This is a genomic window from Aeoliella straminimaris, assembly GCF_024054565.1.
Taxonomy (GTDB): Bacteria; Planctomycetota; Planctomycetia; order Pirellulales; family Lacipirellulaceae; genus Aeoliella; species Aeoliella straminimaris.
Window position 1 is genome coordinate 165,379 of sequence record NZ_JAMXLR010000055.1, and the last position, 14,622, is coordinate 180,000.

11 protein-coding genes are annotated in these 14,622 nt (G+C 60.9%); 4 read left to right on the top strand and 7 right to left on the bottom strand.

Going from position 1 to position 14,622, the window contains the following annotated elements; genetic code table 11:
- Positions 1 to 92: 92 nt before the first annotated feature.
- From NG895_RS15925 to NG895_RS15940, 4 genes are all read right to left on the bottom strand, one after another.
- Positions 93 to 656, bottom strand: a complete 564-nt coding sequence (locus NG895_RS15925) for a carboxypeptidase-like regulatory domain-containing protein (protein ID WP_252853513.1) — start codon at positions 654 to 656, stop codon at positions 93 to 95.
- Between the two features lie 167 nt (positions 657 to 823).
- A complete protein-coding gene (locus tag NG895_RS15930; RefSeq protein ID WP_252853514.1) occupies positions 824 to 1,357 on the bottom strand; it encodes a hypothetical protein in 534 nt (177 codons plus the stop codon).
- A gap of 250 nt (positions 1,358 to 1,607) precedes the next feature.
- Complete coding sequence (locus NG895_RS15935) at positions 1,608 to 2,411, bottom strand: DUF1570 domain-containing protein (RefSeq protein ID WP_252853515.1); 804 nt, start codon at positions 2,409 to 2,411, stop codon at positions 1,608 to 1,610.
- Positions 2,411 to 3,202, bottom strand: coding sequence for a tyrosine-protein phosphatase (locus NG895_RS15940; protein WP_252853516.1), 792 nt, complete (start codon positions 3,200 to 3,202; stop codon positions 2,411 to 2,413). Before NG895_RS15940 ends, NG895_RS15935 begins: the two co-directional genes overlap by 1 nt.
- A gap of 1,066 nt (positions 3,203 to 4,268) precedes the next feature.
- Here NG895_RS15940 and NG895_RS15945 point away from each other — a divergent pair.
- Complete coding sequence (locus tag NG895_RS15945) at positions 4,269 to 4,517, top strand: hypothetical protein (protein ID WP_252853517.1); 249 nt, start codon at positions 4,269 to 4,271, stop codon at positions 4,515 to 4,517.
- 39 nt (positions 4,518 to 4,556) lie between these two features.
- Here NG895_RS15945 and NG895_RS15950 read toward each other — a convergent pair whose 3' ends face one another.
- From NG895_RS15950 to NG895_RS15960, 3 genes are all read right to left on the bottom strand, one after another.
- Positions 4,557 to 5,411: a hypothetical protein gene (locus NG895_RS15950; protein ID WP_252853518.1), complete on the bottom strand. Its 855-nt coding sequence runs from the start codon at positions 5,409 to 5,411 to the stop codon at positions 4,557 to 4,559.
- A 104-nt stretch (positions 5,412 to 5,515) separates the two neighbouring features.
- A complete protein-coding gene (locus tag NG895_RS15955) occupies positions 5,516 to 6,892 on the bottom strand; it encodes a DUF1552 domain-containing protein (protein WP_252853519.1) in 1,377 nt (458 codons plus the stop codon).
- On the bottom strand, positions 6,889 to 10,059 hold the full coding sequence (locus tag NG895_RS15960; protein WP_252853520.1) for a DUF1592 domain-containing protein: 3,171 nt from the start codon (positions 10,057 to 10,059) through the stop codon (positions 6,889 to 6,891). Before NG895_RS15960 ends, NG895_RS15955 begins: the two co-directional genes overlap by 4 nt.
- Positions 10,060 to 10,615: 556 nt before the next feature.
- Here NG895_RS15960 and NG895_RS15965 point away from each other — a divergent pair.
- From NG895_RS15965 to NG895_RS15975, 3 genes are all read left to right on the top strand, one after another.
- Positions 10,616 to 11,755: a cellulase family glycosylhydrolase gene (locus tag NG895_RS15965; protein ID WP_252853521.1), complete on the top strand. Its 1,140-nt coding sequence runs from the start codon at positions 10,616 to 10,618 to the stop codon at positions 11,753 to 11,755.
- A gap of 406 nt (positions 11,756 to 12,161) precedes the next feature.
- Positions 12,162 to 13,961, top strand: a complete 1,800-nt coding sequence (locus NG895_RS15970; protein WP_252853522.1) for a SulP family inorganic anion transporter — start codon at positions 12,162 to 12,164, stop codon at positions 13,959 to 13,961.
- Positions 13,962 to 14,197: 236 nt separating this feature from the next.
- On the top strand, positions 14,198 to 14,611 hold the full coding sequence (locus tag NG895_RS15975) for a hypothetical protein (protein WP_252853523.1): 414 nt from the start codon (positions 14,198 to 14,200) through the stop codon (positions 14,609 to 14,611).
- Positions 14,612 to 14,622: the final 11 nt, after the last annotated feature.

A 14,622-nucleotide genomic window follows, 5' to 3' on the forward strand; every position in this document is an offset into this window, starting at 1 on the left:
GCCATGCCACGAAAGTCGAGTCGTGTCACGCGCCAGCGGCGGGTTACTTCACCATGCGTGGTAAGCTGTAGCGGAACGGCGAGGAAGTCCGACTAGCTGCTCGAGTCGTCCTTGTTGGCATTGTGGATCGCCACCGGAATCGCCACGGCGGCACCCACAACGGTGGCCACGAAGAACGGGTTAGTCATCGCCCGCTTCAGTCGGCTGACTCCGCTGTTGACTCCGGGAGGGGCCGACCACTGGCCGCGAGCCAGCTCGGCGTCGTGCACCAGCAGCAGTGTGGCGGCCGACTTCGGCGGCGCCGCCTTGGCGGTCCACGCCCGGCACACGACGACACCGTGTTCGGTTTCGAGCTGATACCCAGCGCCCTGCAGGCCGCGGAATCCGAACCGACCTTTCTCGTCCGACTTGGCGGCGACGACCTCCCCGGCAGGCGAGGTCAGCGTCACGTCGACATTGCCCACAGGAACGCCCGATCCATTGACCACGTAGCCGTGCAGCACACCGCCGCTGGACAGGATCACGTCGACCGATGGTACGGCGGGAGCTTGCGTGTTTTCATCCGCCGGAGTTTGGGCCAGGGCACCCTGTGAAGCCACCATCGTGGCGGCGGTGACAACTCGCACAATCATGTTTCTCAAACGGGAATTACGCATCGCTAACTTCTCCCAAGCCCCCGACGAGTGGTGGTTCGAGCGCGCATCGATCGTCGCGCGCGGCGGAATGTTAGCGGTTTTTGCACTTCGCCAAAAGGCCAACCCCACACGATGCGAGCTTGCATCCTGTGGGGTTGAAACCGTTTTTACTTGCTGGCAACGAGCGGTTAGCTGCTCGAGTCGTCGTCCGAGGCGGTGATAGCAACCGGCACGGCGATGGCCGTTACCACGGCACCGGCGACAATCAGCGGGTGAGCCTGCATCCAATTCAGGACGCCGCCGCCGTAACCCAGGGTGCCGAACTGGCCGTTGACGATGCCCTGGTCGGCGATGATCAGTGCCGAGGGGCGGGCCGTTGGAGGAGCGGCGTTCGCCGACCACAGACGGAACGGCGCGGCCTGGCCTTCGGTGACCAGTTGATACTGTCCGCCACGCAGGCCCTGGGCGGCAAACACGCCTCGCTCGTCGGTTACGGTGCGAACCACTTCGCGACCTTGATACATCAGCGCGACCTGCTTGTGGGCTTGGGCCACGCCCTGGGCGTTAACAACCTGTCCGCGAAACACTCCGCCCTGGCCCAGCGCTACGTCTAGACTGGGAACCTGAGGGGCGGCCGGTTCGGCCGACATGGCGGCCGTAGGCATGATCATTCCGAGGCAGGCGATAGCAGCGGCCAAACGGCCAAGATTTCGAGTTCGCATGTTTCGTTCACCTAGTCCGTCATTGAGGGGAGGGGTCGTAAAATTCCTAGAACACCACTTCCCTGTGGCTTGGTTCGTGACTCAAGTGGCGGCGCATGAACAGGCTGCCCCCGCGTACCGCGGCCACTCAGTGTTCAAGGCTATCGACTAGCTGTCGTTCGCATCTCCAGCCCGTTCGGCGAAAATGTTAAGGCTTGAGCATTGTAGAAACAATTCATGCTTGCACCGCTGTAAAGCTGTTCCAACTGGGTCACAATTGCTCGAAGTGCTGTTGGAATCGACGCGGCAAGTCGGGGATTGCTTCGGCCAAACGCTGCGACAAGGGCCGCGGCATCGTCCGGCTGCGAATCTCATTCATGTACATCCACAATTCTCGGTGAGCCTCGACGGGGCCATGCAGCATGTAGTGCACCCACGCCCAACTGAACCGATAGTCGGTCGCGGTCATATCCTCCAACTCCTCTTCCTTCTCCAACTCGGCGATACTCTTCAGCTTGTTCCGCTGCATGTCCCACTTCACCTTCCTCAGGTGCGGGTTGTGCCGCGCCCGCATCTCTTTGGCCGGTTCAAAATACTCGGCTAGTCCCTCGTCCAACCACAGCGGTACCATCGGCAGGTCGGCGTGCAGCAAGGCATGGGTGCACTCGTGCCGCACGTCGATGTCGAGTTCGGGGTTCTTGTACGCAAATACGCTGGCACGATTGTTCTGCTTGATGAACAACGCTTGCCGGTAGGGCACCTCGGGAAACCGCTCGCGGATGTACGCCATGTGCTGCCGCTTGTTGGCCATCAAGTGCAGGTAAATCGGCGTATTGCAAGGCCGCAACGAGAAGATGCGGATCAGCTCCCGCTCTAGTGGGGCCAGCTCGGTCAACAGACTTTCGTGGCCCACCAATGGAAACGCCGACTGGCAGATGAACGGTCCCACCTGCCGTTGGTCAATCCAGTTCGGCACCGCCGAGGCAGATGCCGTCACGCCACTCCCGCATCCCAGCGCTACAGCACCGGCGGCCAGTACCCGCTTGCCAAAGGTCCGTCGCGAGATGTGCTGCATCAACTGGCCCTCTTCCAAAACCGCCAGCCACGCCGCGGTGCCGCGACGGCGATTGGCCCAGCCGCGACGTCGCGACCTTCGGCCACCAGGCAAGGATTGTCTCGACACATTTTCATCGTGGCCGCTTCGCCCACCAGCTCCGTGGACCGCTGCACTGCCTGACCGAATAGTGGCCGCCGCGACTTCGGCCCGTGACCGTCGGTCGCCAGGAAATGCACCAGTCCCCGCGAGACGAATCGTTCGGCAATCTGCTGGCACTGGGGGCCAAACGAACCGGCCAGGCTGCCGCACGTCACTTGCATCAGGCAACCGGCTTCGACCAGTGGTTCGATGATCTCCGGCGTGCGCATGATGCCGCGGTTTCGCTCGGGGTGCGAAAGTATGCCCACCAGGTGCTGCGCGCGCAACGCGTCGAGCACCGGCTCCAGTGGCATGTAAAGCTCGTGCGGCAGTTCCAACAGCACGTGCCGCCGCAGGTCGCCCAGCGTCAGCACCTCGCCCGAGGCCAGCAATTGCGGCATGTCGTCTTCGATTCGTACGTCGGCCCCCGGCATCACCACTAGCGGAATGCGATGGGCATTCAGCAGCTCCTGCACCGCTTGCACCCGGCGGCGGATCTGGTCGCCGCGGTTGTGGCGGAAAGCGCCCAGTTGGTGCGGTGTGCAGATTACCGTCTCGGTACCCTCGGCCACGGCCAACCGCGCCATGGCGAGCGTATCGTTCTGGTCCTTGGCCCCGTCGTCGATGCCGGGCACCAGGTGGCAGTGAATATCGACCCATCCTTGGGACATCGCGCAACTCTCCTCTGGAAACGCAGTCTCCTCATGAAACGCACCTTCGGCCACACGGCGGGCGGAGTATAGGGAACCTGCGAAACCGGTCAACGCCGAGTGCGATTACCCCCTCCCAAGTGGGGTCCACTGAGGACGGTGCGCGCCATTTCCATAGACCGAATTCATTACCGCTACCCCTAACCCGGCAGCGATGCTTGCCCATACCTCCCATCCTCTCACGCGGGGGCGATTGTTCCCCAACCAAGTTTTGCCACAACATTCCCCCAGTGACATTTATGGGCCCAAAACTCGTGTGGTTCTGGGCCCCCCCAAGTGGTGAAACCCCTTGTTTTACAGTCTCAAACAACCACTGAGGGGGAAATCCCCCAAGAGTAGTCCCCAGCCTTTCAGCGAGGTGTAGCCAAACTCCCCAATGGGACCAAAACCCCCCTGACCATCCGACGACACCCACTCACTCGCCACTAGCGGCGTCGGCTCCGTTGGTTCGCGGACCTTCGATCCCAACCCGCAGTACGCGCGGCACCTCAATTTGATCACACCCCCGCGGGATATCTACGGCAACTTTCTTACACGCAAGATATCTGTCACCCGGCCGCCATGCCACCAGAAACGCGCAGCGAATCGTTCCCCAACCATCCAAAAGTGGCGGCCGGTAGCACGAATCGACGGCGCCCCGCTAACACCGATTTGCGTCGATCAACCGGAACAGGCGAACCGGCCAAATACCAGTCCCGCAAGGGCAAAACACGATAGCCTGGGGCAAGCATCCGCGAGAGACGAGCCAAAGCGCCGCGTTCTGCGTGCGTGCAGCCAACGGTGTTCGCCTTGCACTCCGCTACAGTCAAACTACTGGTCTGAGGTCTGCTCACTGCTACTGACAGGGCAAGACTTGCGGCCATCACAGTCGTTATTGCCGCGGCTGGCCTGATTCGCTTACTCTGGGGTGTGGGAACGTATCTCATGCAGCGTTTGAGGAGCCCTTGCTGGTGCTCGTTTTAGTCGGATTCACGTCCAAGCGACCTGCGTCTATACTTCGCAAAAACCGACCAAGAGGCTAGACGCCATGAAACAGCCAATACTCCGCTGCCTGGCCGGCATCGTGGCACTCGTGCAGATTTGGGCTGCCATCGAACTTCAGCCCAGCCAAGACGCAATGGATTTTGCCGGGGTGTTCTTTCTCACCGCGTCCACCACGGTGTTTCTCGTCTTCGCCTTGTACGGCAGCAAGGCCGCAGAGCGGGTGTTCCATCGACTCACCGGCAGGGCCAACAGGAAGCCCCAGGCGCACGAGCCACTTCGAAACGACCAATAGTGTTGCAGGGTGGCCTCCACCGTCTGGCGACGGTAGCTACTACCGCTCGTCCTTTTCGCGTTTCGCCAGTGGCAGTTGCTTGAAGAACTCGCCGACGTAGCGGAGATGGGCCATGTGGGCTTGGCCATCGTCGCCGGGCGTGCCCCAGACGTGCAGCTTGCCGCGGCTGGCCGTTTCATTGAACACGAGCTCGCCGAGTCCCTGGCGATCGGTCGGCTCGAGTTGCAGATCAACCTTCGCCAGAATCTCATCGATGCATTCCTTGGTGGTCTCGTACCCGTCGGTTGGTACGCGGGAGTAGCTGAACACAAAGGTCTTGTCGCCCGCTGCGGCTTGCTTGGCATAGGCGATGAAAGGCGCCATCTGTGCATCCTCGGGCGTGCTATCCTCGGCCGTCGAGGCGTACAGCGAATCGGCCGCCAGCAGGCAATCGATGCGTTCGGCGCCGCCGGGCTGCTGCAAGATTTCGCGGACCGCGCCATAGCCGGCACTGAACGACGACACACCTACCCGCCGCCAATGAGTGTCGGCAGGGAATCCCTCCTGGCGCTTGAGCACCGCGAGCGACTCATCCAGCAGGGCGGGGAAGAGCTTCGGATTGGAGGCCGGCACCGAGTACGCCCGCGACAGCCCGTTGTAGTTGACCGTGAGAATCACCACGTTCAGCTTGGCATACTCGGCATTCTTCCACACGGTCGGTGGATCGCCATGAAAATGAATCAGCAGATCAACACCACCGTCCTCTGGCATCTGGTACCCAGCGGGCACAAACAACTTGGCGGCTTTGTTCTCGAGCGTAAACTGCTGGCCGGTCGCGTTGGGCAGCTCCGCGGCGTGAGCAGAAATGCCCACCAGCAAGCTGGCGAGCGAGACAAAAGTGAATAGAGCGCGCATGGCCAGCCATTGCTACAGAGCCAGATTGAAAACCGACGACCGCTGGAATCGGACGCGGACGTACGCGGATTGTAGCAGAACACCACCGATCCCAACGAACCGCATCAGCCTGGAACCGTGAACAGTGGTTCGCCCGGCGTCGTGAACGGCCCGGTGCTGTCGCCGAATTGCTCGGTCGGCACGCCCACGGTGTTGAGCATGCTGACCAACAGGTTGGCCATGGGCGTTTCTTCGTGCTGCTTGATGTAACGCCCGTGGCGGACGCCCATGGCCGAACCACCCGCCAGCACCAGCGGGTAGTTCACCGCGTTGTGCGTCGTGCTGCACGCACTGCCGTACAGCACCAGGGTGTTGTCGAGCAGCGACCCGTGATCGTCGGAGAGGGATTCAAGCCGGGTGAGGAAGTAGGCGAACTGCTCGGCCAGCCAACGGTCGTAGCTGCCCCATTCCGACCAGTGCCCGTCGGCCTGGTCGTGGCTGATGGCATGGTGACCTTTCTTGATATTCAGGGCCAGCTTGGGGAAATTCTCGCCAAAGCCCATGCCATCCTCGCGAGCCATCATGTAAGTGAGCACGCGTGTCATGTCGGTCTGGATGGCGATAACCATCAGATCGAACATCGTCCGCAGGTACGCGGTCGGGTCGACCGCCGGATTGCAGTCGAAGTCGATCTTGCCCGAGTCCACCTCGGGCAGGGGCACGTCGAGCCACTGTTCGTTTCGCTGGATCTGTTCTTCCACCGAACTGAGCGATGTGAGGTACTCGTCCATCCGGCTGCGATCGTGCTGGCCGAGTTGCCGCTGTAGACTGGCGGTGTCTTCCATGACCAGGTCGACGATCTTCTTCTTCCGCGCAAGACTCTGTCGACGCTCGTTGGTGGTCGCTCCGGCTCCGCCCGAGAAATAGCGTTCGAAGATTTCGCGTTGGCGGTTCTCGGCCGGAATGGGTCGGCCGCCGTCGCCAAAGGAGAGGGTCGCCACGCGCGACTTATAGCCTATGCCGCCGTCGGTCGAGAGCACCAACGACGGATAGCGGGTGCCGCGGCCCAGGTGCCGGGCGGCGACCTGGTCGGCGGAGATCTGGTTGTTGTAGGCCGAACCACGGAGGTCGCCCGCCGTGAGCCAGGTATCGCCCGCCAGGTGCCCCAGCAACTGGCGGCTGTTGGGGTGGCTAAGTCCGCCAAGCACCGAAAGGTTCGAGCGCAGTCCTTCGAGCGGCTGGAGCACCTTCGTGAACTGGTAGTCGGTCCCTTCGCCCATCGGAAACCAGCTCCACTCGCTGTGGGCCGGATTCGACTCGGGTGGCAAACTGGCTCCATTGGGAAAGTAGACGTAGCACAACCGCTTGGGCGCGGACTTGGCGGCTGGCAGCGCGGCGCCCATCGCTTCGAGGTAAGGCAGCGCGCACGCCACACCCGCACCGCGCAACCAAGTGCGGCGGCTGAGTTTCAGTGATCGGGAGTTCTGAGATCTGCCACTCATCGTTTTTCCTTTGGTGAGGGGACCGCCTCGGATAATTGGGCGAGATCGCCGGTGAGCGACTCTTGCCAGAACGCGGGGCTGCGAATCACGCCGAGCACCGCGGTTTGAATGCGGTAATCGTCTTCTATAACTTGGGATGTAATGGAATCGATCTGGGGCTGATCGGCAAACGTCACATCACGGCCGGTTGCGTACGCGTAGAGATGGCTCACCACCGACCGGGTGACGTCCGCGCCGCGTTTGCCAAGCAGGTACGTCTTCAGCTGGTCAACGCCATCGATGGTTTCTCCATCGGGCAGCTCGGTACGAGCATCGACGGGCCGGCCCTTGGCCATGGTCTGGAACCGCCCCACGGCGTCGTAGTTTTCGAACACCACTCCGAACGGATCGAACTTGCTGTGGCAGTCCTTGCACGATGGCTTACTGCGGTGCAGCTCGAGTTGCTCCTTGAGCGTCAGGTTCTGAAAGCCGGGGGTTTCGGGGTCGAGTTCCGGCACGTTGGGTGGCGGTGGGGGAGGGGGGGAGCCCAGGATCTTCGCCTTTACCCACACCGCCCGCTTGATCGGATGAGCCTGAGTGCCGTCGGAGTGGCCCGTTAGAAACGCCCCCTGCGACAGCAGCCCACCACGGTGCATGTCCGGCGTGACGCTCACGGGTCGGAAGTGATTTCCCTCGACGCCTTGGATGCCGTAGAACTCGGCCAGATTCTGGTTGAGCATGGCGAAGTCGGACTCGACAAACGTCATCAGGCTCATGTTGTTCTGCAACACGTGCCGCACGAAGTGCGAGGTCTCGAGCGCCATGTCGCGTTTTACAAAGCGTGTGTAATCGGGGTAGGCGCCGATGTTGACGCTCATCGCTGCGTGCCGATCGAGCCGCAACCATTCGTCGGTAAAGGCATCGATGAAGTGATTGATTCGCTCGTCCGCAATCATTCGCTCAACCTGCTCGGCGACTTGCTTACGCAGGTCGCCTGCCTGTGCCAACTTGGCCAATTGCTCGTCGGGGGGCGAGTTCCACAGAAAATACGCCAGCCGTTCGGCGAGTGCCGCCTCGCCCGACTCCTGACGTGCGGGCATCTCGAGGTACAGGAAGTGGGGCGAGCAAAGCACCGCCACCAGCACTTCGCGAACGCCATCCTCATAGCGATCGAAGTCGCCGCGGGTCGCCTGCCAGAACTCCACGTAGCGTTCGATTTCTGCGTCCGATACCTCGCGGCGGAAGGCCCGCGTCATAAATCGCTCGAGTACTTCACGGGTGTAGGCTTCAGGATTCGAGTCGCGGAGCGGCGAGTCGAAGAAGATCTCCGTGTGACTTTTGGGTGGCCACTCGGGATAGTAGGGTCCGGCAAACTCAATCGACTTGACCACCACCGGCACACCCCGGTCGGACGGGTTCTTTGCCAGATGGTCGTTCCACACGCCGACGATCATGATGTTCGACAGCGATGTCTTCTCGCTCAAGTCCAGGATGGGCGTGGGAAGATCTTCCAAGTAGCCATGAAACTCGAACGTCGCGGGCTGATCACTGGCGTTGGCGACTACCTGGGGTGCACCCAGCTCGGCATACTCCATTCCGTCGTCCGTGCGATTGCCAACGAAAGCCCTCAGCGCAGCCGACTGGCTGAGCGTTTGCTCTCGTGCGGTAGCCCGCTCCTGCTCTATCGCCGCCGAGGCGGGGTGGTCGGAGGGCAGGGGGGAGATGGCCACCTCGCGGAACCCGACAAAGAACTTGCCGCCCAGCGTGAGGTGATGTGTGCCCGCGGTCAGGTAGGCATGGGAGAGCGGGGTGATCGAAACTTGCTCGCCGTCGCCAGCAGTTGGCTCCACGCGCAGGTGTTGCGCCGATTTGTCGATGGTCAGCGACACCGAAGGCATCGCGTCGGCCGACGCAGGTGGGTGCAGGAAGTCGATGTGGTAGTAGCCGGTCTCTGGCACCTCGAAGTCGAACTCGGCCGAGGAGGGCTTGGTCACATCCTGCGGTACTAGGTAGTCGCCACGGGCAACCAGTTGGTCTTGCTTCGTACACTCGGTGGCCGTGAGGACGATCGTGTTTTCAATGGACGCCAACTCATCTGAATCGGCCTTCAATCCCACCACGGGCTGGGACGACCGGAGTTCGATTAGCCCTTCCCGCTGCAGGTCGTCGTCACCCTCGGCCAGCGAGGCCACCACGCGCAAAACAAACGGGCCTTCGCTGGGAAAGCACCGCCGGAGCAGCATCTTCATGTTGGGCGAGGGTCCCTGCCACGATTTGGGAGCTTGCTCGCGGTGCGGCAAGGCCGAGTACAGCAGCAGTCCCTCATCGAGCACCTGGTAGCGGTCGCCGCTCGAGCCACGCATCCCAACGCCAATGTTCGATTCGATACCGCGCAGTTGCTTCTGCTCATCCGGCGATGTTGGCTGGCGCGGCTGGCCATGTTGGTCCAAGATCTCCACCAGCACGTTCTGCCGCGCTATGGGTGCGGATTGAAATCCACCAATCACCGCCGCATGACGCCCGGCACCAACCCCTTTGCCCACCGTCACTCGGTAGCGAAATGTCTCGGGTGGCGTTTTCGCTACGATCGCCTTTTGCAGGTCGGCTCGCGCGATCGCCTGGTAGTACTCGACGTGCAGGCCCGAGGTCAGCAGAGCGTTGCCACTATTGGTGAAGCCCATTTTCGATTTGGCTTCGGCCGGCAGGTTTTTGCCAAAGTTAAGCGGCAGATGCAGCAACTCGGCCAGCGAGTTGGTGTACTGCTCACGAGTCAATCGTCGCACTCGCGGCTGAGGTTTGTTGCTCTTCGCCTTGCGTGCCAAGTCCAGCGACTCGGTCATCCATTCGACCATCAAGCGACGTTCTTCGTCGCTTGGCTGCTCTTCGTAGTCGGGCGGCATATACCCCTGGTTGATCATGTCGAGCGCGGCATGCCAACGCTCGGCATCGTGGCCGGCGACCATATTAGGATCTAGCGAATCGAGGCGGACGTCCGCCTCCTGCAGGTCGGCGCCATGGCAACCAAAGCAGTGCTTGGCCAACAGCGGCTGGACTTCGTCATTATACTGGCGGGTGCTCTTGGCTACGGAAGCTTCGAGCGAGGTGGCGGGCACATCATCGCCGAAGCCATACTTCGGAACCGCAACAACCGCCAACAGAGCAAGCGCCGTCGTGGCCAACCTTGCCACGTGACGCCCTCGATTACAAATACCATTCAAACGCATAGGGCATTCCTGATCGCCTGGATCCTCAGCAGAGCCCAAGCTCTGATCATTGCTCAGACAGCAACGAATCGCCGCCGGTCGTAAACCGACTCTATGCAGTCGATGCGCCACGTTAAGCAACATGCTCCAAAGGAGGGAACGACGGAGCGGGTTGGATCGACGCTTTCCTCCCACGCCGATAAGTTCAGATGGTAAGGTGTGTTACGGCGCAAGTCAACTTTTCTTCCGACTTTGTAGGTACCAACAATCGTGGTAAGCCGTATCAGATGCAACAAACGGGTCGACATTCACTGCCGATTGGGGTCGCGACCTATAAAAATGTCCCAACGACTATGAAAATGGCTCAATCTTCCATTCCCGCTAGTCATACAAATTGGCAAACTGCAAACTGCGCTAACGCAACCAAATGCCATTCGTTGGTCTTCTCTGGACGCCGTCCCCGCTATGACACCAACGCACGTGTTATAAGCATTAATAGGGAGTCGACGTTTAACCTTCGCTGCGAGTGTGGAGAACTCACATGCCTGCGATAAGTACATCGGTAAATGCGTTTGTCCAAACGGTGGCACTCCTTCTGTCTGCACTGGCAATCAGGCCGTTGCTGGCGGAGCCACTCGAGCCGATTCGTATCAGCAAATCGGGCGATCACTTTGTGCAGGGCGAGCACGACCAACGATTCGTCGTGTGGGGGGTGAACTACGACCACGATCGTCAGGGACGGTTGCTGGACGAATACTGGCTCGACGAATGGGACACGGTGCAAGAAGACTTTGGCGAGATCAAACAGCTTGGCGCCAACTGCGTCCGCGTGCACCTGCAGTTCGGCAAGTTCATGCACGACCCTCAAACGCCCAACGCCCAGGCGGTTGCGCAACTGCAGAAGCTGATCAAACTGGCCGACGAGGTAGGCCTGTATCTCGATATCACCGGACTGGCTTGCTACCACAAGGCGAACATCCCGCCGTGGTACGACCAGCTCGACGAACAAGGTCGCTGGGCCGCGCAAGCCAGGTTCTGGGAGGCCATCGCTCAGGCTTGCAAAGGACAGCCGGCAGTTCTTTGTTACGACCTGATGAACGAGCCGATTATCGCTGGCAACGAGCCAGCGAGTGACTGGCTGGCGGGGCCACTGGGCGACAAGTACTTTGTGCAGCGCATCACGCTCGATCGACACGGCCGTGAACCGCGTGCGATTGCTGCGGCCTGGGTCGAGCAAATGGTGGCCGCTATTCGTCAACACGACCAAGACCACCTTATCACCGTGGGTGTGATTCCCTGGGTGTTTGCCTTCGGTGGAGGCAAGCCACTGTTTTATTCGCCCGAAGTGTCCAAGTCGCTCGATTTCGTCGCGGTGCATTTCTACCCCGAGCGCGGCAAAGTCGACGATGCTGTCGAGGCACTGCGGGCTTACGACATCGGTAAGCCACTGGTGGTGGAGGAAATCTTTGCACTCAAAGCGGGCCCCGACGAAGTGGAGCAGTTCATCCGCCGCTCGGCCCCCCACACCGACGGCTGGATTAGCTTTTACTGGGGCGCCCGCGTGAAGGAGCTACAGGAAGAAGAGACCATCTCGGCCGCCATCACTGCGGCGTGGCTGGAGCGATTCAGCGAGTTGTCGGAGGATGCCAAGGCAGGGCGACTGACGGAGCCGGAAGATTAATTGTCTCCCCCGCAGTGGCTTGGCGACGCAGGGGGATACCCTCAGCTCTCGCCGTGGCCGCGTGCCTGGGTGCGCCCCAGACGCCGGTGGCTGTCCGCAGCTCCCAAAGTGGCTGGCCATTCCCCAAAATCGCCTTCCAACGGATGTTTGCAATTGTTCTCAGTCAGTCCGCGTGATAGGGTAGTGAGCTTACCCACTCCGTGCTGGCCCACCCCCCTTGCCGCTGCCAGTCGATTTTTAGGGCATTTTTGTCGCTCTGGTCGAAATTGGCGGAGAGTCTGCGGCAACCTGCTGTACCTCAGGCGTTGCTCGTTGGCGGAATATTCCGCTTGGCGGCTGCGCTAGTTTTGCAGAATCAGGGACTGAACCGAGAAACTTCACCAAGGCGAAATCACTTAGCTGCTCCATGCTCGATCTGTTTGCTGCCCGACCTCAGAATCTCAAAAACGATGTCCTTTCCGGCCTGACCGTCGCGCTCGCGCTGGTGCCCGAGGCTGTGGCGTTTGCCTTCCTGGCGGGCGTCTCGCCCATTATGGGGCTGTACTCGGCTTTCTTCATCGGCTTGATCACGGCCATCGTGGGGGGCCGCCCTGGTATGATTTCGGGAGCCACCGGGGCGATGGCCGTGGTGGTGGTGAGCCTGGTGGCGATGCACGGCGTAGAATACCTGTTTCCGGCCGTGGTGCTATGCGGTGTGATCCAGATCCTGGTGGGCTCGGCCCGGCTCGGCATGCTGATTCGCATGGTGCCGCATCCGGTGATGCTGGGATTCGTCAACGGGCTGGCGATCGTGATCCTGCTGGCCCAGTTTGGCAGCTTCAAGACCGTGAGCAACGCCGGGCATTTGGCCTACATGCGAGGGCCCGCGTTGTGGATCATGCTCGGCCTGGTGGCGCTCACAATGAGCATCATCTGGCTGCTGCCCAAGCTCACTCGCGCGGTACCAGCATCGCTGGCGGCCATTCTGGTGGTGACCGGCATTTCGGTGGCGATGAACAATTCGCTCAGCACCGAACTTGCTGCCGAGAACCAGTCGCAAGTCGTGCTCACCGTGGGCGATATGCTGATGACCAACGCCAAGGCGCAGGCGGCGGCGGAGGTCGATCCCAGCCTGGCCGCTGGCAATCACACGACGCAGGCACCGGCATCCACTGCGCCGAGTAGCGAAACCACCGAGGCCGAAATAACTGCCGCCATGGCCGGGGTGAATCCCGAGTCGGTCAGCCTGAGTGCGGGACTGCCGCGGCCGTTCTTCCTGGAGTACGCCCTGCCGCCGCTGACGCTCGCGACGCTCTGGATCATCCTGCCCTACGCGGTGACACTCGCCGGAGTGGGGCTGATCGAGTCGCTGATGACGCTCTCGCTGATCGACGACATTACCGAAACCCGCGGCCAGGGCAATCGCGAATGCGTCGGTCAGGGCGTGGCCAATATCGTATGTGGGTTATTCGGCGGCATGGGTGGCTGCGCCATGATTGGCCAGTCGCTGATTAATGTGAACTCGGGCGGTCGCGGGCGACTGTCCGGCGTGACGGCCGCGGTGTGCCTGCTGCTGTTCGTGCTGTTTCTCGCGCCGTGGATCGAAATGATTCCCATGGCTGCCTTGGTGGGCGTGATGTTCATGGTGGTGATCGGCACCTTCGAATGGGCATCGCTGCGGATGGCTCGCAAGGTACCGGTCTCGGATTACGCGGTGATGATTCTTGTGGCGGGTTACACGGTGCTGATGCACGACTTGGCCACGGCCGTGGTGCTGGGCGTAATCGCCTCGGCCCTGGTATTCGCCTGGCAGCACGCCAAGCACATCGGCGTGGACGTCAAGCACAACGAGTTCGGCAGCAAGATCTACCAACTGCACGGCCCGCTGTTCTTCGCCTCGACCTCGTCGTTCAAGGACCTGTTCGACCCCAAGAACGACCCCGAGGACGTCGTGATCGACTTTTACTACACCCGCGTGTACGACCAGTCGGGCCTGGAGGCGATCAGTTCGTTGGCCGAACGGTACGAGGCGGCCGGCAAACGCCTGCACCTGACGCACCTGAGCAACGAATGCCGCCGCCTGCTCGACCGCGCTGGCGATTTGGTGGAAGTGAACCTATCCGAAGATCCGCAGTACCACGTGGCGACCGATCGCATCGAACCATTAATGGTAGAGCGAAAAGAGAAGACGCCGGAGTACGAAGTGAGCGCGGCGACGGCGCTGTAGGAGTCTGTCCCAGTGTTTGGCATGGTGCTAGGGAAGTGTGTACAATCCAAAACAAACTGCCGTACGAAGCGGTAAGTACGTTTAATGTGCACGATACAGATGGCCTCCTAGTCATGCGACGGATATTCGCACTTATTTTGGGATGCATCTCCGGCTACGGCTGTGGTTCCGGAGATGTCCCTCTAAAACCACCGGCATTACAATCCAAGCTTGAGACATTGCCAACTGGCCTCGCTGTGACACACACACCTGTCCTTGTCGGAGGCCCGAGCGGACCGAACGCTGATCCCAACGACTGGAAGTACCGCTGGCACTTCAAGACGGAAGTCGCTGCTCTCGACCGCCCACTAACCATCACTCAGTTTGGCATCCTGGCATGGGATGGCCAGCGTTGGATCTTTCCACCCGACCAGAGCAGCTATAACTCGGGAGTATTGGATCAAAGCACTTTCGAGGACTGGTACGCCTGTCCGGACGCCAAGATCGAACCAGGGAGTCCCGCCGTCGACCAGCAGAATTGGGCTGGCAGCAATGACCTGAAAGACTTTCAGCAAAAGTGGTTCTTTGTCGGCATTGACGGCCAAGGAAAAGAGTACAAAGGTGAAGCAGTCGTAAAGTTCAGGGCTGGCAACGCAGGCTCGCCGGAATGAGGCAGACGACG